This window comes from Streptomyces griseomycini (assembly GCF_014203535.1).
GTDB lineage: Bacteria > Actinomycetota > Actinomycetes > Streptomycetales > Streptomycetaceae > Streptomyces > Streptomyces griseomycini.
In genome coordinates, this window is record NZ_JACHJI010000013.1 from 13,950 (window position 1) to 35,338 (window position 21,389).

Genomic DNA, 21,389 nt, shown 5'->3' on the forward strand with positions numbered 1-21,389 from the left:
GAGGCAGGAGTTCTGACCGGGGTACTCGTTCATGCTCACCCGGGATCTCCTGCATTTGATCCCTCCCTGGGGCTGGACCGGCGTACTGCATCGGGTGTACTGCGCTCCCTCTGCCCCTCTCCCCCGGGTGGAGCCCACGACGATGGGTGTACGCCGCATCCTCTCCGGCGGGCCGCCGCGGCGGTCACTCCGCCACCGGTGCCGCGCCGCCGCAGGGACCGCGGCGAACCGTCCGGCGAGGGCACGGCCCCGGATCCGTCCAGGCCCGTCGGAACCGCCGTCCCAGCAGCGGACCGCGGACCTGGCGCCGGCACGGCGGACGTGGGCGGCGGGCCCCGCCGCCGTCGTCGACGCCTCGCACCGGCGTGAGCTCGCCGCGCCGGACCTGCTGGACGAGTCCCGGGCCTCGGCACCGGCAGATCCCCTGGCCGCGGAGCCCTGGACGCACGCCGGGTCCGCGGACGGGGTGGGTGCCCGGCCGGCCGATCACGCGCTCGTCGGTCACCTCCACGTCGGGGTACCTCTCGCGCCAGGGCCGCAGGCCGTCGGACAGGTGCTCCGGTGGGGTGCTCCCGTCGTGCACGACACGGAGGGCGGCGGCGCGCCGGGACGCGGCGTCCGGGGCGAAGTCGAGGAGGGCGTCGTGCGGGCCGTGCGGGCCGAGGCCGAGCACGACGTCGCGGCACCGGTTGCTTCCGTCCTCCGGTGGCGCGGTCGGAGGTTCGTGCGGTCCGCCCGCGAGGACCACCGGCCGCACGGCCCTGGCGACGACGGCCGACGCGACGGAGGCGAACAGGAACCCGGCCGCACGGCCCAGCCCCCGCGACCCCAGCACCAGCGGCTCGGCCTCCCCCGCCGCCCTCAGCAGCCCCGGCACGGTGTGGCCGCCGACCTGTTCCGCGGTGATCCGCAGGTGCGGATGGCGGTGGGCGAGGCGGGCCCGCACCTGTGCGGCGGTGTGCCGATCACCGGCCTCGACCGCGGAGCGGGAGCGGGGCGGGAGCGGGGCGGCGTTCCGGAACGGGCCGGATCACTTGTGGTACGCGAGGGTCGTCATCATCCCGGACTCCGAGTGGTAGATGTTGTGGCAGTGCAGCATCCACAGTCCGGGGTTGTCCGCGTCGAAGTCCGCCACCAGTGTGTCGTACGGCAGCACGATCGACGTGTCCTTGCGGGCGCCGTTCGAGTCGGCGCCGGCGAGGGAGTACGTGTGGCCGTGCAGATGCACGGGGTGCCACATGTGGGTGGCGTTCATGACGACCAGCCGCACCCGCTCGCCCCGTTCGACCCAGTGGAGCGTGTCCGGGTCGTAGGGCTTGTGGTCGATCCCCCAGTCGTACTCCTTCATGCTGCCGGTCAGCTTGATCTTGAGCAGGCGGTCGTACCCGCGGCGGGGCAGCGCGACCGACTCGTCCGGCCGGAGCCGGTGGGCGGACACCAGCACCCTGCGGTCCAGCTCCACGGGGTGCGCGGACGGCTTGGGAACCGCTCCGGCGCCCGTGCGCAGGACGGCCATGGCCCGGCCCCGCTTGCCCTCGGCGAGCGCGACGAGCGGGAAGACCCCGGATTTCGCGGTGATCAGCACGTCGTACCGCTCGGCCATGCCGATGACCAGCGCGTCGGTCTCGTAGGGCTGCACGGGGAAGCCGTCGCTGTGGGTGATGGTCATCCGGTGCCCGCCGAGCGCCACCCGGAAGGCCGACTCCCCGCCGGCGTTGATGATGCGCAGCCTGATCCGGTCGCCGGGCTTGGCCCTGAACTGCGTGGGGTCGTCCGCCGTGCGCCCGTTGATCAGGTAATAGGGGTAGGCGACGTCTCCCGCGTGGCCGCCGAGCAGCCTGCTGGTGGCGCCCGACACCAATCGGTTCGGCCCCGTCCTCCGGTACGGCGACGGCGAGGGTGCCCTCCCGGGCCCCTTCCCGTCGTTCCTCCCCCCGGACGCGGCGTCCGCCAACGCCCCGCCGCCGGCCCCCACCGGCCCCTCCGGTCCCTCGCCGTGGCCCATCGTGGGTTTGCCCCGGCGGAGTTGGTGGAGGACGTCGTCGGGGGTGGATCCGCCCACGCCGTCGACCCAGTCGTCCAGCATGACGATCCACTCGTGGTCGTACCTGAGCGGTTCCCTCGGGTCGTCGACGATCAGCGGCGCGTACAAACCGCGGTCGATCTGCACCCCCATGTGGGGGTGGAACCAGTAGGTGCCGGGGTGCGCCACGGTGAAGCGGTAGTCGAAGGTTTCGCCGGGTCTGACCGGCGACTGCGTCACGCCGGGCACGCCGTCCATCTCGTTGCGCAGCGCGATGCCGTGCCAGTGCACGGTCGTCGCCTCCGGCAGATTGTTGGCGAGCGTCAGCGCCAGGGTGTCGCCCGCGGTGGCCCGCACCTCCCGTCCCGGCAACAGTCCCTCGTACGTCCAGGATTTGAAGGTGCGTCCGGCGCCCAGCTCGACCGGCGACGGGGTGGCTCTGAAGGTGTGCTTGCGGAGCAGTTCGGCAGGGGCCGAATGCGTTTCGTCGACCCCCCTGCCGCTCGGCGCGGCGGATCTGCCGGGGGCGTCCGCCGCGGGCGCGCCGGGGTTGCCGCGGGTGTGCTCGCCGCCGCTGGAGCAGGCGGCGAGCAGCCCGGAGCCCGCGGCCGCGATCCCGGCGCCGAGCACGGCGCGACGCGTGGGAGAGGTCTGACTGGTGTGGTCCGTGCGCATGACTGGGTGCACCTCGCTGGTGGGTGAAGGCAGGTGAAGGCGTGGATCTGCCACCGCCGCCCGGGCAGGACGGGACAGCCGGAGGCGCTCCTCCTGGCGAGGTACCGACGAGGTGGTGAGCACGATCCGGCGGGTGGCGGAACCGGCCGTACGGACGGCGGCGGGCGTTCCCGTCGGTGTCCGGTCCGCCGCTCAGAGCGGCCGTGCGGATATCCCGAGCGGCAGGGCCCCGAACGGCACGTGCCGTTCGTGCAAGCCACGCCCGTGCCTGGCCCTCGGGTCGGTCGTCATGTGGGGAACCCTACCCCCACCAGGCATATAATCCGGGTATATGAGTCGTATCGACACGATGCGACGTGTTCGGTGCCGGGCGTCGACGCCCGGCACAGCGGCCACCGGCACGGGGTGGCACGGTGCGGGCCCCGCACCGTTCTCGCCCGCCCCACCGCGGACGCCGCGCGCACCGGTCCGGGTCGCCCCGGAATCGTTCCGCACCCGCTTCGTGTCGTCTTCGAGCGGCGTCCTGACCTCGATCAGGTCCTCCGGCTCCCGGTCCCGCCGTACCCGCGCCCCCTCCGTCCGGCTGGGACCAGGGTCGTCTCACGGGTGGCCTGTGCCGCGTGGCGGCGGGGGAAGGCGATCCATTCGTCGTGCAGCTCGAAGAGCACGGCGGTGACCAGCCGCAGGAGCGCGTCGCCGCCGGGGAAGACCTGGACGACGTCGGTGCGGCGCCTGGCCTCGCGGTTGATCCGCTCCAGCGGGTCGGTGGACTGGATCTTCTTCCGGTGCCGCCCCGGGAAGGCGGCGGAGGCGGTCAGGTCGTCCTTCGCCTCCAGCAGCATCTCCTCCACCTCGGGGAACCGCGTGCCGGACGTTCGGAAGCCGACGGCGACCTCACGCCGCCACGGGTGTCCTCCCGGCCGCGGAGCGGCGTTTCCAGTACGCGACGGTCAGCACGCCCAGCAGCGGCCCCCACAGGGTCAGCGGCGCGTAGCAGAAGGAGAACCAGGCGGCTTCCCAGCCGCCGGCCTGGCTAGGGTAGTCGGCCGGCAGGTCGCCGCCCCGGATGGTGGTGCCCCTGATCTCGGAGACGACGAACAGAAGGGTGAACAGGAGGGTGAGGCCCGCGGCCCCGATGGCGGCCGGGAGCACGGCTGCCCTTCGCGGGACCCGGCGGCCACGGAGGAACGGGATCCAGCGCGGGAACACCTCACCCCAGCGGGCGATCAGACCGATCGCGGTGAACGCGAAGGCTTCGGACAGAACCGACAGGAGGACGACGTACGCCCGTTCGCCGAGTCCGAGGCCGTCGCCGAACGCGGCCGGAAGCCTCCAGACGCTGGAAGGAAGGACGGTCAACGGAACGGCGTAGGCCACCAGCCGCATCCGTCGTGACACCCCGGCAACGGGCTCGTGGGCCGCCCGCCACGCGACGCGTAACCGTCCGGGGTGGGAGGTGGCGGGTTCTTCGGCGTGCAGGAGCTGCTGCATGGGCGGTCCTCGGCTTCGGTGAACTGCTGTCCGGTCCGTTCAATGACGAAGATGCCGGTCCCGGGAGCCCCGGGCATCGCTCCGAGAGCTGACCCGGCTCCGTCCGACGGCTGACGAAGTGGTGCGACCGGCGGATGACCGCAGTGCCCGTCTGCCGCATGACCGGCATGTTTCACCAGGAGCATCCACCGCCGCCCCGGCAGGGGACCCGGCGCCTCCCGAACTCGTCGGCACCGCGCGCCTGTGGAGCGGGGTGCCTTCCAGACCCATCGGCAGGCGACGTCACCACTGCGGTTCCGGCTCGCTCTCCGTGAGGACGAGCCGCCGGGACGTCGCCCGGGAACAACCACTGGTGACCTTGGTGCGGCTGACAGTTCGGCGTCATGGAGGAGACGGCGCTGCGGCTGAAGGAACTGCTGTTCCCGTCGATCGCGGACGTGGCGGTGCTGTCGGCGGACGTGAGCGACGAGGCGGTGCGCATCGAGGCCCGCGTGACGACGATCGGCCCGGAGTGTCCGGGCTGCGGGAGCTGGTCGAACCGGGTGCACGGCTCCTGCCCGCGGTCCCCAGCCGATGTGCCTGCCGCGGGGCGGCGGGTGGTCGTCTGTCTGCACGTCCGCCGGTTCCTCTGCCCGGACGCTTCGTGCGGACGGCTGACGTTCGTCGAGCAGGTGCCGGGGCTGATCCGACCGCACGGTCGGCGGAGCAAGCGTCTGCGCCGGGCGCCGGCCGCGGTCGGCCTCGCGCTCGCAGGGCGGGCCGGTGCACGGACGGCCCGGGTCTTCGGAGTGCCCGTCAGCCGCAGCACCGTGCTGCGGCTGGTCGCCGAGCGCCAGGGCGAACGGCTCCCGCGGTGGCTCGACGCCGTCGTCACCGGCCTCACCCTGTCCTGGAGTTCCGGTGTTGTTGGAGGACGCGTCAACCGAATCGAGATGCCCAAACGCCGGATGCTCGGCCGAGCCGGCTTCGATCGCCTCCGCAAGCGTGTCCTGCTCCACACGGAGGGCTCCGTTCCCGAGTCGCCAGAGGCGCCGGCGGACGAGGCTCAGGGCGCCATGTGTCGGACGAGCTCCCGTGACTTCTGCCGCGGTGCGGCCGTCCACTCCTCTGCACGGGGATCCGAAGCCGCCTCGAGGCGGTGGCTCCCGGCGTGCCTGGCCGCCTGCCGGCTCGCCTCGATGTTCGCTGTCTCAGCCAAGGCCGGCACCGTGGCAACGAACCCCTCGCACAGGGTGGCCACGACGGCGTGCCTGGTCCTGCTGTGCCAGGCGAGCAGGGCGTCGGCGAACGCCGCCGATGCGATGGGGTCGATCTGACACCCATCGGCTTCCATGGGGCCGATGCCGGACGGCAGCCCCGGTTCGGCTTGACAGACGGCGACCTGGCTCGTGAACAGCCGCGACGCCCCGCTGGACGGGTTCCACCGTCGCCGCGTCCAGCGGCACCGCCTGGGCTGCGGCAACCGTCGTCCGAACCTGTCGGTGACCACGTTCAGCCGGGTGCGCACCTGCTCGCCGGTGGTCCACACGAAGGCGGTGCGGATGGTGGCGGCGACCGTCTCTCCTCGGGGGGCCCCGGACCTGGGGGCGTGTCCGAGGTGGTGGTGGCCGGGTCCGTGCCACCACCACGCGTCGGCGATGCGGGCCGGGGCGGGCGCGGGCGAGCCCGGGCGTGGCAGGCCGCGCCGCGGCGTTTCGGACGCCGTGGGCCGGGCCCGTACGCGGCGGGTGGCGTCCACCGGCCGCGCCGACCAGCAGCGGACCGCAGGAGCGGTCGGCGGGGGCCCGTCGGCGAGGCCGGCGGCCGACGGCCACCGGGGCGGACGCCCCGACGCACACGGCCGACGCCTCCCGTGCGGCTGCCGCGGCACGCGCACCGGTCCGGGTGACGTCAGGGGACGCGCTGCCCCTTGCCGAGGGCCAGGACGCCGTTCTCGGAGATGGAGTAGAACTTCTTGTCGCGCTCCAGGTCGACGCCGACCGTCCCCTCGGGCGGCACGTCGACGTTCTTGTCCAGGATGGCGTTCCTGACGACCGCCCCGCGCCCGACCCGGACGTTGTCGTGGAGTACGCAGCCCTGGACCACGGCCCCCTCCTCCACGATCACCCCCGGTGAGAGCACCGAGCGGGAGACCTGTCCGCGGATCAGGCATCCGGGACTGATGATCGCCTCGCTCGCGATGCCGCTCGCATTGAACCGGGCGGGCGACAGCTGGCTGCCGGGGCTGGTGTAGATGGGCCAGCTACGGTTGTAGAGGTTGAAGGCGGGCCGCTCGGCGATCAGGTCCATGTGGGCGTCGTAGTACGCGTCGAGGGTGCCGACGTCGCGCCAGTAGCCGTGGTCGCGCGGGGTCGCGCCGGGCACGCGGTTCTCCCCGAAGTCGTACAGCTGCGCCTCGCCCTGCGCGGTGAGCATGGGCAGGATCGAGCCCCCCATGTCGTGTGCGGAGTCCTCGTTCTCCGTGTCCTCGAACAGTGCCTCCACCAGGGCCCGGGCGGTGAAGATGTAGTTGCCCATGGACGCGAAGACGTGGTCGGGATCACCGGCCAGGCCCGGGGGGTCGGCGGGCTTCTCCAGGAAGCGCTCGACGGAGACGCCGTCGGAGCCGGGCGTGATGATGCCGAAGGCGGAGGACTCGGCCCGAGGCACCCGTATGCCGGCGACCGTGACCCCCGCGCCGCTGTCGATGTGCTGGGCGAGCATCTGGCGCGGATCCATGCGGTAGACGTGGTCGGCGCCGAACACCACGACGTGGTCGGGACGCTCGTCGTGGATCAGGTTGAGCGACTGCATGATGGCGTCCGCGCTGCCCTGGTACCACCGTGGGCCGAGGCGCTGCTGTGCCGGGACGGGGGTGACGTAGTTGCCCAGCAGGCTGGACATCCGCCAGGTGGTGGTGATGTGCCGGTCGAGCGAGTGCGACTTGTACTGGGTGAGGACACAGATCCGGAGGATGTCGCCGTTGACCAGGTTGGACAGGACGAAGTCGACCAGGCGATAGGAACCGCCGAAGACGACCGCCGGTTTGGCGCGGTCCGCCGTGAGGGGCATCAGCCGCTTGCCCTCGCCGCCCGCGAGCACGATTCCCAGCACCCGAGGTCCGCCTCGCATCGCTGCCCCTTTCCCGCCTCCACGGCTGCATGCGGCCGTTTTCGTGTCCCGCTCCGCCCCGGGCCGTGGCCGCCCGGGGCGGAGCGGTCAGCCCGGCCCGCAGCCTGTCCGACGACTTGTGACCCCGGCCTGTCGGCCGGATGTCCGCCGGCTCCGTTCCCGGTCTGCCTCTTGTTCGATTTTCCGCTGCCCAGCGGTATTCGGCATGTGCTGCGACACGCGCCCACCGGGCCGGCCGTCGGACGCGCCGCCTGACACCTTCGGGCCCCTTCACCGCCGCTGCGGCGGCCGCGGCCGGACGCAGCCGGTCGGCGATGCCCAGGACACCGACCGGTGCACCGTCGAGGGTGACGAGGACGACGGTCCGGCCTCCCTCCCCCAGTTCCCCGGCCAGGGCCGCCGCGCGGGCCGGGGCCGCATCGTCGCCCCGCGCGGCGGCCGGGCCGGGGTGCCGGCCTCGGCCAGGCGCCCGTCGAGCGTGGCCTTCACTCCGGCGCCGGGCGTGGAGCCGAAGTCCGCCACCGGCTTGGTCCGGAGTCCCCGCTCGCGTGCCGCGGTGACGATCGCGGCGGGTGGGACACCGGTCCGGCCCTGCCGCCGGCCCGGACAGCACGGCCTGGGGAGCGGGACGGCTTCGCGGCAGCGTCGAGGTCCGCCGTGAGCCCGTGAGGGAGTGCGTCACAACCGCGGTCGTGCTGTCCGAGGACCCAGCCGGGACGCGGCACGCAGCGTGACGGGACCTGCTCGTCCTCGCGGCCGAGGACTGGGCCGAGGACTGTGCGGCGTAGGCGCAGGGGCGCGGACGGCGGTGCCGGACGGGCAGCCTCAACGCCGCTGCGCGCCCGGCTCGCATCGTCCCCGTGTGCCGGCGACCGGGAGTGTCAGACACAGCTGATAACCGCCGTCCGTTGTGGGGCCACAGGTGACGGTGCCACCGAGCAGCTCGGCACGCTGGCGCAGGCCGACCAGGCCGTAGTGGGCGCTGGGAAGGGACAGGGTGGGTCGCGTCGGCGGCGAGTTGGTGACGGTGACGCGGACCGTTGTGTGCTCGTGGCGGATGCGCACGGCCGCTCTCGCGCCGGGTGCGTGCTTGCGCACGTTGGTCAGCGCCTCCTGGACGGTGCGGTAGATGGCGCGCTGGACCGGGGGTGGCAGGCTGCCCGACAGGTCTGTCCGCAGCTCGGTCTCGATGTCACTGTTGTCGACCAGCCGCTGAAGATCGGCGAGGGAGGGCTGCGGAATCAGTTCCACAGGACTGCCGCCGGCGGTGCGCAGGACGCTGACCATGTGCCGCAGCTCTTCCAGCGTCTGCACGCTCAGCTTCCGGATCGTGGCTGCGGCTTGTTTCACTTCGGCGTCGCGGCTGCCGACCTGGAGTGCCCCGGCTCGCACCGCGATGAGGCTGACCTGGTGAGCGACGACGTCATGCATTTCGCGGGCGAGTGTCGTGCGTTCCCTGGCCAGTACGGTCTGGGCGGTCAGCTGCCGCTCATGGTCGCGTGCCCGGGAGATCTCCGCGAGTCGCAACGACAGATCGCGCCGGGCCTGCACGAGCCGGCCGAGGAAGACCGGCGCGGCCGCTGTCGCCGCCGTGTAGCCCAGGGCGATGAAGGTCGACGGTATCGAGAAGCCGAATCCGGGCGACAGCAGCGAGATCAGGTTGCTGCAAGTGAACGCCACGGCGCAGACGACCAGCAGAGTGCGGCCGCGGGTGAGCACGGCGAGCGTGTACAGCGCGGCCAGGGCGGCGAAGACCGCGTCGGAGAGGAGAACGGCAGGAAGGGTGAGCAGGAACGTGAGTCTCGGCAGGCGCCGGCGCAGGAGAAGGGCGAAGGCGGCGGCCAGGGCGCAGGCCATGCGCAGCGGCTCGGAGGCATCGGCGTGGACCCAGACATCGAACAATGACGCTGCGACAAGGGCTGCGTCCAGCAGCGGAGCGGGCGGGCGGCGGATGCTCATGGTTCCTCCTGGTCCCGCGGTGGCCTCAAGAAGCCGGCGCGTTCCGCGAGCAGGGCGGCCTGGATGCGACTGCCCACCTCCAGCTTGGCAAGGATGGCGCTCACGTGGTCCTTGACCGTGCCGGTGCTCAGGTGCATCCGGGCGGCGATCTCGGCGTTGGTCAGGCCCTCGGCAGCGGCTGCGAGCACGGCACGCTCGCGATCGGTGAGCCGGTCGAGACTGCGGACGGCGTCCTGCTGCGGGCCGGCGTTCAGGTAGCCGTCCACGACAGTCCGGGTGACCTCGGACGACAGAACCGTGCCGCCGTCCGCCAGAGTCCTCACCAGGGAGGGCAGGTGCTCCGGGTCGGTGTCCTTGAGCAGGAAGCCGGCGGCGCCCGAGTGAAGTGCCGCGGCGACGTACTCGTCCATCCCGAACGTCGTGAGCATGGCCACCACCGGAGGGTCCGGCAGTCCGCGGAGGTCGGCCAGAACGCTGAGACCGTCCACGTCAGGCATCCGGATGTCCAGCAGTACGACGGCGGGGCGTCGTTCCTGTGCCGTTCGGACCGCCTGGCCGCCGGGAACCGCCGCCACGACCTCGATGTCGTCTGCCGCCTCGAGAATGTGCCGGAAGCCCGTACGGATCAGGGCCTCGTCGTCGACCACCATCACCCGGATCATGCGTGCTCCACTCGCCATGGGGTCCCACTGTCCGATTCGTACCCACCGCCGGGCGTGCTTCCCGCTACCGGGACCGATAGCCGCCGGGCGGCGGGGCCCCTCCAGCCGGTCGGCGGGGACACACCGGACATGTGCCGGATGGGTTCACAGGCGGCCTTGCCCGACCGTGGAGGCAGCGGACGAAGTCCCTTCCCGCTGTCCCGGCCGCGTGCCTGATCGACTGGCTGCAGGCTCAGCCGACCGCTCCGTCACAGTCGGTCTTCAAACCGCTGCCGGGCAGAAAGGAGACGAGCCGGATGCCGGTCTCCCTCACTTTTCTCTGTGCGATTGCCGCGAACGACATGAGCAGGCCGATCTTCGGTGACGTTGCGGTGAGCGAGCCCGGCCTGCCTGAAGCAGACGTCCTCGGGGCAGCCCTGCCCGGATACTCGGTGGCCGTCCGGGGGCCCTCCCCCGGCTGCGCGCGCACCGCTCAGGCCCTCGCCGTCACGGCCGAGGTGGAGCCTGCGCTGCGCGACTTCGACTACGGCGAGTGGCACGGCCGTACCGTTGCCGAGATCGCCGCTACCGATCCTTACGGGCTCTCCGCCTTGCTGACGGACCCGGATGCCGTGCCCCACGGGGGCGAATCCGTGCGCCAGCTCTGCCGACGGATCAAGGACTGGCTCAGCAGCCTGCCGCCACGCAGGGGGCACGCAGTGGCCATCACCGAACCGGCTGTGATTCGAGCCGCGCTGATCCACGCTCTGTCGGATCCGGTGAGCGCGTTCTGGCACATCACGGTGCCTCCGGTGGCCGCGGTGACTCTGCGCTCGCAGGACGACTACGGGAACGTGCGCTTCGGCCCCACGCCTCGGATCGGGACAGGCCGCACGCCTTGGGATCACCTGACCAGTGTCTGACTGGGTCGCACCGGCGGCCATCGGGCCGGGAGCTGTGCGGCGATGTCGCGGAGCGCTGTCGGGGCGTCGGACCGACGCTGGTCACGGGGAACCAATGGCGCGCCCCTCGTACCCCAGGGCGGCGACAGGCCGGTCTCGGGCGGAGGACCGGCAGGTCACCAACAGAACGGTGCCCGAGGTCCGGATCGGCTCCCCGCCCTCCGAGCCCACCAGCACTCCGCGACGACCGGCCGAAGGGGGCAGGCACCGGCAGGACGGACCCGTGTCGGCGGCAGCCAGGGCAAAGCAGGATCCGGGCCGTTCCCGGGCCAGCGACTCCGACGAGCTTCCCATGGCCGCCATGTGCGCGGGTCGGTGATGCGTTGCCCCCTGCACCACCAGCGGACGAAGAACCTGCCGGGAGCACTCCGCCCTGCCGTGCCCCTCCAGGAAGCGGTCCGGGAACGCTCGCCACCACGGCCACTCGCCTTGGATGACTTCCGCAGGACGCCAGACCGGGCGCCAGGTTCCCGTACCAGGGCGTGACCCGCTCGCCCGTCAGGTCGGAATCCGTCCAGTGGCCATCCGGTCCGCAAGGGTCGTCCCGCCCTCGCGAAGCAGGGCACGAACCCCCTGCGGAGAACCGGTGACGCGTCAGTGGAGTGAGCAAGGGGTCGGCAAGAGCCCTGCCACAGCCGCCCGCGGACGGCCGGCCCCGGGGACCGCCCGGATCCAGAGGTCAGGCCTTCGGCATACCCAGCCGTTCTCGCGAGTCAGCGGGTTCTTCCCCACGGCCTCAGTGGTGTCGCCGGCGGTTCGGGGGCCGGCAGCGGGTCCCCGTCGCAGCCCTTCACCTCGCCGAACCGCGTGCCCTCCGTCCAGTCCCGGCGGGCCTGCTCGACCTCCTCCTGGGTCCGGCCGATCCAGTTCCGGAACACAGCGAGCCGTGCGCGCATCAGTGCAGGTCGGCAGTGTTCCGCCCTCTGCTGGTCAGCAAACCGTCAGCATCGGTCGCCGGGGGTCGGCAGTCCATGTCCTCGGGTTCGCCGGTTCGTGGGATGGGGTCGCCTTCAAGGAGCGTGAGCATCCACGGCCGCGGTGGTCGAAGCGCCGCCCCCGTGCAGGATCCGGTACCGGCCCGCGGCCGGGAGGCAGGTGAAGGAGTCCGGGTTTGCGACCCAGGACAAGGCGACCACGCGTGTGACGGAGATCCACAACGCCGAGAAGGCCGCGCCGCGGGCCAGGCGAAGGCGGACCGGACCGCGGGGTACGGGGCGATGCGGTTCGAGGAGTACGCCGCCGGTTCGAAGACGGACCCCGGCTCACGCCAGCGACCGTCACCCTCAGAAAGTCCTCTCGCCACCGCGAGGACAGGGGGCAGTCGCCCTCGCATCGGCTGACGCATTCGGCAGTCCACTCCACTCCTCCGCCTCACCTATCACATCCGCCCCTCTCGACACCTGGGCATAAAACCCTCGGAGGCTCCGCATCACGGCAATTCCAAGCCAATCCCCATCACGTATCAGGGCGAGCCGGGCGCAGAACCCACCGAAATCAGCCAACGGCCAAGAGGTAGCCTGTCGCCGCCGATCCGACCCGGTCACGATGTTAGAGCCTTGAGTGATCGCATCGACGAAGCCGGGTGCAGAGAACGGAATCGATCGGAAACTCCTGTGTTTTTTCAGTCGGGCATCAGATATTCAGACCTCAATTGCCTCGCCTGGGGGTGGGCCGCTCAACCGGGCGTGACGGCATCCCCCTTGCGACTGGCCCCGTCCAGTCGCTCCACCTGCTCGTACCCCCCTTTTTTCCTGCACAACAAGATCTTCGATGACTGCATTTCCTGGTGAGGGAGAGGTTATGGAGACTGCAATTACGCGTGCCGTCGTCCGCGTGATAGCCGACATGCGTCACAACTTCAGGGAAGAGCTGACCATAGACGGCGTGGCCCAGGCGGTCGGCTTCAGCAGATTCCACTTCACCCGAGAGTTCACACACCTCATAGGTGTTTCTCCCAGACGTTTCCTCAGAGCCCTCCGCTTCGAGGAGGCGAAGCGGCTCCTCTCTCATTCCCAGCTCAACATAGCCGAGATCAGCCACACCGTCGGATACAGCAGCGTCGGGACCTTCAGCTCATGTTTCAAGTCCTACACGGGCGTCACCCCGTCCGCGTACCGGCGGCTCCGTTCGGCGGACCCTCTCCCCCCGACGGGCCCGCAGCCGGCAGAGGGCATCCCCACGGCACCGGTGCCGCTTCACGGACACGTGCAGGCACCCGCCGCGGATCAGTCCGGGGTGGTCTTCGTGGGGCTCTTCCCCTCCGCCGTTCCGGACGGCCACCCGGTGCGCTGCACGGTGCTGCCCCGTCCCGGGGCCTTCGTGCTCGACAATGTGCCTCCGGGGAGCTGGCATGTGCTGGCACGTTCCGTGACACAGAGGACCGGCGAAGGGCGACCGGTGGGGCACGCCCCGACGGTCGGCGGCGTCGGACCGATCACCACGTCCGCGGACCACGCGCCGGCCCCGGTCGCGATCCGTCTGCACCAGGTGAATCCGGCCGCCCTTCGTCTCGGCTCGGTGCCGCACCGGGAACAGCGTCCGGCCCCGGTCAGTTCGTGACACGCCCCGCCCCGGCTCGTGCTTCACCGGGGCGGCCCCTCGGCCACAAAGCCGTGCTGCTGGAACCGGCCGCGAAAGTACAGCAGAGCATTCCTGCCCGCTCCCGCCTCCGCAGCCCCCGCGTCCACCGCCGACGCCCGACTCCAACTGACCACCGCGCCGACGAGGATCGTGTGGTCGCCGCCGTCGTACACCCGCCACTTCTCGCATTCGAAGCGCGCCAGCGCACCGTCGATCAGGGGTACCGAGGTGGTGGCGCCGGGGGACCACCCGACCGCGTCGAACTGCTGCAGGCCCGCGGGGCGGGAATGGTCGGCGAAGTGCCGGGCCTCGGCCTCCTGGGCGGCGCCGAGCACCGACACCCCGAAGTGACGCACGGGGTGGAGGGCCTGCTGCATGACAGCGTCGTTGTGGACGCAGACGAGCAGCAGCGGCGGGTTCAGGGACACCGAGGTGAAGGAGTTCGCGGTCATTCCGCGCGGGGAGGGCTCGCCCACCGTCACCACGGTGACCCCGGTGGCGAACTCCGCGAACGCGCGACGCAGCTCCTTCGCGTCCGTGTCGCGCCGCGCCGGCAGCGGGGGTGAGGTCTCGCGAAGGCCGGTCATGTGCTCCACCCGGTCCGGGGCCGGGACGACGGAGCGTACGCCTCCAGCGCCCGGACCAGCGGTTCGGGTACGGGAGCCGGGACCGTGGCCGTGTTCGGGCCCCGCATGAAGGCGACGCGCTGTCTGCCCCGGGCGACCAGCCGCTCGGACCCTCCGGAGTCGAGTCGGACATAGTCGAAGGTGAACTCCAGCTGTGTCTGACGGAGTTCGGTCAGTCTCATCCTGATGGACAGCTCGTCGAACACGCTGATCTCGGCGAAGAACTCGCAGTCGACCTTCAAGGTGAACAGCTTGAGATCCGCGAGGATGTCGGCGAGCACCTCCGGGGCGTGGGTGCTCAGGAACATCTCGCGGCACCTCCCCTGCCAGCGAAGGTAGTTGACGTAGTAGACGTTGCCGACGAGGTTGGTCTCCTCGAAGCCGACGACATGCCGGTACTCGAAGTGGTCCGCCACGAACCTGTCCTTCCTTCCTGAGCGGTGCGGTACCTGCGGCACGGGTGCGGCAGTGCTCGCGAGTGCGGGACGGCTGTCACGGGCCGGGCTCCGCGGCGACGAGGACCGCGACGGCCACCGGTTCCGGCACGCCCTTGACCCGGGTTGTCAGGGCCGCCACGCGAAGCCCGCCCGAGGCGAACACCGTCCAGCCCTCGACGGTGCGCGGTGTCAGCGAGAGGGGGGCGTGCGTGGTGAGGCCGGCCTTCTGCATGCACTCCAGGGCGGCCCACACGGCGGTCGCCGCGGTGTCGTAGCTGTCTCCCGTCTCCTTTGCGGCCATGGCCGCCAGCGGGGCGTGATCGCCGAGAAGCCCTTCCCACTCGGCCGTCGGCCGGGCCACGACCCGTTCGATGTCGCACCCCACGGCGGCGGCGTCGGCCACCGCGCACAGCGTCCACCCGGCCGTGTGGGAGGCGGACACCGCCATGCCGCCGGGCAGCTCGGGTCGGCCGTCCGGCCGGTAGGTGACGACGGCGGGAGCACCCAGGGCACGGCTCGCGGCCCGCGCCGTCGGCGAACGGCGCACCGCACCGTCCGCCGAAGCCCCGTCCGTCCCCCGTCCCCCGTCCGGCTCCACCGCGAAGGCCGCCCGCTGCCCGGTCAGTTCCTCCACGGTTCGCTCCAGGTGGGAGGCGAGCAGGGGCGCGGCCCACGGGCCGCTGCGCACCCCCCGGCGCACCGCCGTCAGGCGCAATCCTTCCCACCGTTCCACGACGCGTCCGTCGGGGGCGTAGGCGGCGATGTCGTACACGTACGTGTTGCCCTCGTGCTCCCGCTCGACCGCGCAGTAGCGGAGCTCCTTCGGTACGTCGGCGCCCGCGGCGAGCGGGTACAACCGGTCGACGCCCGACGGCAGCAGGGTGGCATCGGGCACGCACACCTGGTTGCCGTGCATCAGCGCGTCCCGCATCCCCGGATCGGCCAGCAGCAGCCCGCCCGGGAGGTAGGGAGCGAACCAGTCCGGCGCCTCGGCCACCGACAGGTCGGCGTCCACGTGCCGCGCCGAGACGCGGTGGAACCGGCCCAGCCGCCGGAAGCGGTCGCCCTGGAAGAGCACGTCGCCGTAGAGGTCCGTCGCCGGCTCCAGCGGTACGTCCCCGAGGCCCGGTCCGCTCGGCGTGGGCGGCCCTTCGGGTACCGGTGGGCCGGAGAACACCAACCGTGCCCGGAAGTGCTCGGCGACGAACCCGGACTCCTCCGCGTGGAGGACGACCTCCACCGTGTCCGCGTCCGTGACGGTGGCGGCGATCCGCACCCGGGCCGTGCCGTCGGGCGGCACCACGACGGGGCGCAGGAACCTCACGTCCTCCAGGACCGGGACGCCGCTCCACCCGGTGGCGGCGGCGGCCACCTGGCACATCGCCTCCATGCCGATCACGGCGGGGAGCAGCAGGTTGCCGTCGAGCAGGTGGTCGCCGAGGTACGGGTCGGTGCCCACGTTCAGCTCCGCCTCCGTGACCAGCTCGGCGCCGTGGTAGCGGACCAGCGGGGCGAGGGTGAACCGGTGCAGAGGCAGCGGGGGGCGCTCACGGCGCAGCGTGTCCGTCTCTCCCGTACGGCCGGTGACGACGGTGACCGGTGGGACGTCCGGATCGGAGATCAGCCGCAGCAGTACCCCCACGCCCTGGTCCGGGGAGATCGGCGTGATGCCCTGGCGGGCCAGGGACTCGACGACGGACAGCTTCTCGCCCATGCCGACACCGGACCACACGGACCACTCCACGCACCGCACACGGCAGTGCGGCGACGCATCGGCCACCCGCTCGGCGAGGTCGGCGAGCCGTTCGTTGGCGGTGGCGTAGTGGGCCTCGCCGTGCAGTCCGGTACGCCCGATCACGCTGCCGAAGCAGACCAGCAGTTTCAGGGCGCCGGGGTCGACCGCCGCGAGGACGGCCCGCAGCCCGTCGACCTTGGGCGCCAGGGTCCGCTCGAAGTCCTCCTCGGTCAGATCGGCGAGTGCGGCGGGTTCGTTGCGTCCGGCGCCGTGCAGCACCGCGGTGACGGGCCCCAGTTCGGCGGTCAGTTCTGCGACCGCTGCCCTCACCCGCTCCGGGTCGGTGACGTCTGCGCGGGCGTAGCCCACCCGGACGCCCCGGTCGGCCATGCGCCGCAGATTCGCCGCGAGGACCTCGTCGTGGGCCGGGTCGGAGCGGCCCACGACCGCCACGGCGACCCCGGTCCGGGCGGCCACGGCGAGCGCGCACTCCGCGGTGATGCCCTTGCCGCCCCCGGTCACCAGGAGGACGTCGGTGGAGTCCAGGACCTCGTCGGTGCGCTCGCCGCGTACCGGCAGCACCCGCAGCACGGGCACCCGGCGGGTCCCGGCGGCGTCGTAGCGCGCCTCCGTGAACCGCGTGGTCGCCGCCACCTCGGCGACGATCCTGTCCACGACGCCCTCGGCCGCCGGGGTGTCCACGACCGTGGTCCGCAGGTGCGGTGCCTCCAGGTGGAGGGACTTGGCGAGACCGGCCGCGCCGAGGCCCTCCTGGACCAGCACGAACCGCTGCCCGGCCTCGCCCGTGAGGGCCCGGCGCGCACCGTCGAGCACCAGCGCCAGCCGGTCGCGGGCGCACCGCGGCGGCAGGCACACCAGGACGCCGGGCCCCACTCGTGCGCCGCGCAGTGCGCTCCGCAGCTCCTCGGCGTACGGGTGCTCCTCCGCGGCGAACAACTCCCATTCGCCGTCGGACGCTTCGGCCCGCATCGCTGGGACCGGCTCCTCGTCCAGGTCCACGGTGAAGGCTCGCACCCAGGAGGCGGCACCCAGCACGGCCGGGGGCGCCCCGGCACTGCCCCCGGAGCCGGTGGCGGCCAGCAAGTCCAGGGCCTCGCCGAGTTCGGCAAGGGTGGCGGTGGCGAAGTTGGCCGGGGCGTGTGCGGTGGCGAGTCCGAGACGGGTGGCCGCCTGGTTGACGATCTGCCCCACGGTGATGGAGCTCATGTGCAGGTCGTCCAGGAGGCTGCTGTCGTCCCGTACCAGCTCCGCGGGGAGTTCGGTCCGCTCGGCCACCAGGGCGCGCAGCACTTCGACGGCCGACTGCCCCTGGCCGTCCACCGGTTCGCCGGCGCCGGCCGCCCCTCCGTCGCCGGACGCGTGCCTCCTCCCGCCGGGCGAGGGGGCTCCGTCCGCTTCCCGCACCCCTGTGGGCGGCACGGCCGCCGGCCCGTCGGGCACGACGCTCTCGCACGGGCTCGCCAGGAAGTCGAACTCGGCGTCGAGGTCCAGGGGCCGGGTGAGCCGGTCCGTGAACAGCCGCTCGTGCATCAGCGGGGCTCCGATCACGTACGCGGCCCCGGCGACCCGGAGCAGACCGCGCAAGGACCGCTCGTCCGTGTCCAGCGCAACGGACGGTACGCCGGTCGCACCGGTGGCCAGGGAGCTGAGCACCTGCCCCGGCCCCACCTCGACGAACAGGTCGGCGCCCCGGGCCGCCTCCTGGACCGCCCGGGTGAAGAGCACAGGCTCGGTGATCTGCCGGTGCAGCAGCTTGCGGAGGTCGGTGTCCTCGGCCAGTTCCTGCCCGGTCACGGTCGACAGCACCCGGCGCCGCACCGGCCCGAACCGCGTGTCGTCCAGCCAGCCCCCGAACACGTCGGCGGCCGGTGCGACCAGCGGGGAGTGGAAGGCGTGGGACACCGCAAGCGGCGTGCAGGCGACCCCCTCCCGGGCGGCCCGCTCGACGACGGCGGACACGGAGTCGGCCGGACCGGCGACGACCGTCCGCTCGGGCCCGTTGTACCCGGCGATGACCACGTCGAGGCCGCCGGTCAGCGCCCGTACCCGCTCGGGGTCCGTCGACAGGGACGCCATGGCGCCCGGCTCGCTGTGCGCGGCCATGGCCTCGCCGCGCACCCGGGCCGCCTGCGACAACAGCGCCTCGTCCAGGGCTCCCGCCCAGTGCAGGGCGACGAGTTCGCCCAGGCTGTGCCCGACCGACACCTCGGCCTCCACGCCGAGCCAGTCGAGCACGCGCAGTCCAGCGGTGGCGGCGGTGACGATACGCGGCTGCGCCACATCGGTCGCGATCGGGTCGCCGGCATCGGGCAGCCCTGCCCGTTCGTACACCTCGGCGGCCTGGGCGAAGCGCCGGCGGAGCGCGCCGCCGTCGGTGCCCCGGCCGGAACCCTGGCCGGGGAAGAGGAAGCCGATACGCGCAGCCCCGCCTCCCGCGCACCCGATGAAGGCCCGGTCGTCGACGGTGACCAGCGGGCCGGGGGCCTGATCCAGCGCGTCGGTCAACTGCCGCAGCCGGCGCTCGGCGTCCTCCGGCGAGGTCACCACCGCGGCCGCGCGCCACGGCAGTTCCCGCAGGTCGCGCTGGAGGGTGTGGGCCAGGTCGGCGAGTTGCGCGTAGGACAGCCGGGGCACGAGATCGGCCACCCTGGTCAGGCGCTCGTGCAGCTCGGTCCGTGATGCCCCGTCCAGGAGGAGCAGCTCGCAGTCCTGGAGGGAACCGGCGAGCGCGATGTGGTGCCGACTGGGCGCCCGGTGGCGCGGCGGCGCCTCCTTCTCGAGGACGACATGGGTGTTGATGCCGCCGAAGCCCATCGCGGTGACCCCGGCGCGCAGCGGCATGTCCCGGGGCCACGGCTCGGCGGTGCGCAGCGCGCGCAGACCCGCTCCCGCTCCGGTGAGCAGCTCGTGCGGCTCATGGCAGCCGATGGTGGGTGGCAGCAGCCCCGCGTCCACCGCCATCACGGCCTTGATCAGTCCGGCCACCCCGGCGGCGGCCTTGGTGTGGCCGATCATCGCCTTGGCGGAGCCGATGGCGGCGGCCGGTGCGTGGGGGTCGGCCTCCGCGCGGGCGGCGGTGAGGGCGCCGAGTTCGTTGGCGTCGCCCACCGGAGTGCCGGTGCCGTGCCCCTCGAAGAACGGCACCGTGTCGATCCCGAACCCGGCCCGTTCGTAGGCGCGTGCCAGGGCCAGCCGGTAGCCGCCCGACTCGGGGCGGGTGATGCTCCCCTGCCCGTCCGAGGAGACACCCCATCCCGCGATCGTCGCGTAACGGCGCAGACCCGCCGCGCGGGCGTCCTCCTCACGCATCAGCACGACCATGCCGCAGCCCTCGCCGGGCCAGAACCCGTTGGAGCCGCGGTCGTACACACGCATCTCCGACCGGGCGAGGGCGCCGGTCTTGGCGAAGCCGACGATCTCGAACGGGTCGATGGACAGGTCGACGCCCCCGGCGACGGCGACATCGAGATCTCCGCTCAGCAGGGAACCGGCGGCCGTGGTGACCGAGAGCAGCGAGGAGGAGCAGGCGCCGTCGACGCTGTACCCGCCGCCGCCCAGTCCGAAGTGGTTGCAGATCCGCCCCGCGATGGTGTTCGACAGGGCCCCCGCCAGCGAGTCCTCGTCGATCGGGGGGAACGGCTGCTTGTAGGTCTTCTCGACACCGTCGAGGAACACGGCGAGCCGGTCGTCGTCCCAGCCCTGCCCCCGCAGCGCCTCCGCGAGCACGCGGCGTACGTACGGCCAGCGCAGCCGCATGCCGCCCGCCCGGGTGAATTCCCCGGTGAGGGTGTTGCCGACGACGACACCGGTCCGGGCGTGCGGCAGCCCGCCGCCCTCCGGGAATCCGGCGTCGGCGAGCGCGCGGCCGGCGGTCTCCAGGGCGAGCCAGTGCGTGAGGTCGGTGGAGCGGTAGGTGCTGCCGGTGACCCGGTGCGCGACGCGGTCGAAGGCGTAGCCCTCCAGGACGGCGGCCGTACGCGCGTAGAACCGGTCGGGGGCGGCCGGGTCGGGGTCCCAGTAGTCGTCCAGGCGCATCCGTACGTCCGGGATGCGGCGGAAGGCCCGCCGGCCCGCCACCGCGTTCTCCCACAGTTCCCGGGGGGACGCGGCGTCGGGGAACCGGCAGGCCATGCCGACGATCGCTACGCGAGTCATGCCGCCACCGGTTCCTTCCCGGTGCCCGAGGAGACGTCCCGGGTCTTGACGGCCGGCGCCGACGCCGGCTCCGTCCTGACCGGCTCGGTGCGCAGGTGCACCAGCCAGAGGTAGCCGCCGCGCACGAGGCAGACCACGGCCGTGGCGAAGAACAGCCCGTACGCGATGCCCAGCCCGGTCATGATCCCGTACGTCACGGCGACGCCGCCGCCGAAGGCGACCTGCGCGACGGGCCGCGAGGGTGTGGTGCCGGGGTCCGTGACCATGTAGTTGGTGAACAGGACGAAGGCCACCCCTGTCATCATCCCCAGGGCGGGCGGAATCGCGGTGTCGAAGAGGAGCCCCCGCAGCACGGCCTGGAGGACGAAGGCGACCAGCCATCCGCCGATCAGCCACATGCGTCCGGTGAGCTTTGCGTTGAGCAGGGTCCCCAGGACGACGATCACCGCGGGGATGATCCAGTCGACCACCCCGCCGGTGTACTCGGTGAACTGGTAGGGAGGCGCGATGCTGGCCCAGGGGAACAGCAGCAGCACCACCGCGATGCCGAAGTTCGACGGGTTCATGAAGTGCCGGGGCTTGCCCCGCACCGGCGCGCGCAGGACCCACTTGGCGGAGACCGCGATGACGACCCCGAGGACCATCACCCACAGCCGGTCGTTCACGTAGAGCAGCATGTTGACGGCGAGCGCGGTGATGTGGCTGGGGTACAGGAACTCCAGGACGCCCTTCGCCCCGCCCCCGGCGAAGCGCGGCCGGCGCTCCTCGACCCAGGCCCCGATGAACTCCAGGACCGTTTCGACGGAGTAGCCGACGGCGACCGCGATGAAGGGCCACAGCCAGGGTTGTTCGAAACCGAGCACGGTGTACCCGGCTATGTTGAGCACGGTGATCGAGATGGCGAACCGACGCAGCGCGGTGACGATCTTCGGGTCGTGCCGTGGGGGTGTGGTGGGTGCCTCGGTCATGTCGG

At 72.3% G+C, this 21,389-nt stretch carries 12 protein-coding genes and 4 pseudogenes; 3 read left to right on the plus strand and 13 right to left on the minus strand.

All coding sequences use genetic code 11. From position 1 onward, the window contains the following. Positions 1 to 184 precede the first annotated feature (184 nt). The 4 genes and pseudogenes from FHS37_RS29420 to FHS37_RS29435 all read right to left on the minus strand — a co-directional run. Positions 185 to 970: pseudogene (locus FHS37_RS29420) on the minus strand (universal stress protein); the annotation flags it as partial. Positions 971 to 1,030: 60 nt separating this feature from the next. Beyond that, a complete protein-coding gene (locus FHS37_RS29425; protein WP_184826752.1) occupies positions 1,031 to 2,698 on the minus strand; it encodes a multicopper oxidase family protein in 1,668 nt (555 codons plus the stop codon). Between the two features lie 533 nt (positions 2,699 to 3,231). Further along, positions 3,232 to 3,567, minus strand: a pseudogene (locus FHS37_RS29430) (transposase); the annotation flags it as partial. Positions 3,568 to 3,592: 25 nt separating this feature from the next. Next, positions 3,593 to 4,189: a hypothetical protein gene (locus FHS37_RS29435; RefSeq protein ID WP_184826754.1), complete on the minus strand. Its 597-nt coding sequence runs from the start codon at positions 4,187 to 4,189 to the stop codon at positions 3,593 to 3,595. Positions 4,190 to 4,572: 383 nt separating this feature from the next. On the opposite strand from FHS37_RS29435, the pseudogene FHS37_RS41335 reads away from it, so the two are divergent. Next, positions 4,573 to 5,184, plus strand: a pseudogene (locus FHS37_RS41335) (transposase family protein); the annotation flags it as partial. 50 nt (positions 5,185 to 5,234) lie between these two features. Here FHS37_RS41335 and FHS37_RS40870 read toward each other — a convergent pair. The 4 genes from FHS37_RS40870 to FHS37_RS29455 all read right to left on the minus strand — a co-directional run bounded on the left by FHS37_RS40870 (position 5,235) and on the right by FHS37_RS29455 (position 9,921). Continuing rightward, positions 5,235 to 6,065: a DUF6086 family protein gene (locus FHS37_RS40870; RefSeq protein ID WP_308439502.1), complete on the minus strand. Its 831-nt coding sequence runs from the start codon at positions 6,063 to 6,065 to the stop codon at positions 5,235 to 5,237. Positions 6,066 to 6,079: 14 nt separating this feature from the next. Then, entirely contained in the window at positions 6,080 to 7,300 is a 1,221-nt protein-coding gene (gene glgC, locus FHS37_RS29445; protein ID WP_184826758.1) for a glucose-1-phosphate adenylyltransferase, read from the minus strand. 825 nt (positions 7,301 to 8,125) lie between these two features. Further along, the gene (locus tag FHS37_RS29450) at positions 8,126 to 9,259 is read right to left on the minus strand and encodes a sensor histidine kinase (RefSeq protein ID WP_184826760.1); all 1,134 of its coding nucleotides are present in this window, start codon (positions 9,257 to 9,259) and stop codon (positions 8,126 to 8,128) included. Then, positions 9,256 to 9,921: a response regulator gene (locus tag FHS37_RS29455; RefSeq protein ID WP_184827024.1), complete on the minus strand. Its 666-nt coding sequence runs from the start codon at positions 9,919 to 9,921 to the stop codon at positions 9,256 to 9,258. The genes FHS37_RS29450 and FHS37_RS29455 overlap by 4 nt, the downstream gene beginning before the upstream one ends. Positions 9,922 to 10,217: 296 nt before the next feature. Here FHS37_RS29455 and FHS37_RS29460 point away from each other — a divergent pair, with 296 nt between their 5' ends. Continuing rightward, a complete protein-coding gene (locus tag FHS37_RS29460; protein ID WP_184826762.1) occupies positions 10,218 to 10,823 on the plus strand; it encodes a histidine phosphatase family protein in 606 nt (201 codons plus the stop codon). A 752-nt stretch (positions 10,824 to 11,575) separates the two neighbouring features. On the opposite strand, the pseudogene FHS37_RS29465 reads toward FHS37_RS29460, so the two are convergent. After that, positions 11,576 to 11,746 (minus strand): annotated as a pseudogene (locus FHS37_RS29465) (pirin family protein); the annotation flags it as partial. 949 nt (positions 11,747 to 12,695) lie between these two features. Between FHS37_RS29465 and FHS37_RS29470 the strand changes: the two are divergent. Then, entirely contained in the window at positions 12,696 to 13,421 is a 726-nt protein-coding gene (locus tag FHS37_RS29470) for a helix-turn-helix transcriptional regulator (protein WP_184826764.1), read from the plus strand. 23 nt (positions 13,422 to 13,444) lie between these two features. Here FHS37_RS29470 and FHS37_RS29475 read toward each other — a convergent pair whose 3' ends face one another. The 4 genes from FHS37_RS29475 to FHS37_RS29490 form a co-directional block, all read right to left on the minus strand. Beyond that, positions 13,445 to 14,029 (minus strand): flavin reductase family protein, encoded by a 585-nt coding sequence (locus FHS37_RS29475; protein WP_184826766.1) that lies wholly within the window; start codon positions 14,027 to 14,029, stop codon positions 13,445 to 13,447. After that, a complete protein-coding gene (locus FHS37_RS29480; protein ID WP_184826768.1) occupies positions 14,026 to 14,484 on the minus strand; it encodes an acyl-CoA thioesterase in 459 nt (152 codons plus the stop codon). The genes FHS37_RS29475 and FHS37_RS29480 overlap by 4 nt, the downstream gene beginning before the upstream one ends. A gap of 76 nt (positions 14,485 to 14,560) precedes the next feature. Then, on the minus strand, positions 14,561 to 20,416 hold the full coding sequence (locus FHS37_RS29485; RefSeq protein WP_184826770.1) for a type I polyketide synthase: 5,856 nt from the start codon (positions 20,414 to 20,416) through the stop codon (positions 14,561 to 14,563). Then, positions 20,413 to 21,384 (minus strand): enediyne biosynthesis protein, encoded by a 972-nt coding sequence (locus tag FHS37_RS29490; RefSeq protein WP_221500486.1) that lies wholly within the window; start codon positions 21,382 to 21,384, stop codon positions 20,413 to 20,415. The genes FHS37_RS29485 and FHS37_RS29490 overlap by 4 nt, the downstream gene beginning before the upstream one ends. Between the last annotated feature and the right edge of the window lie 5 nt (positions 21,385 to 21,389).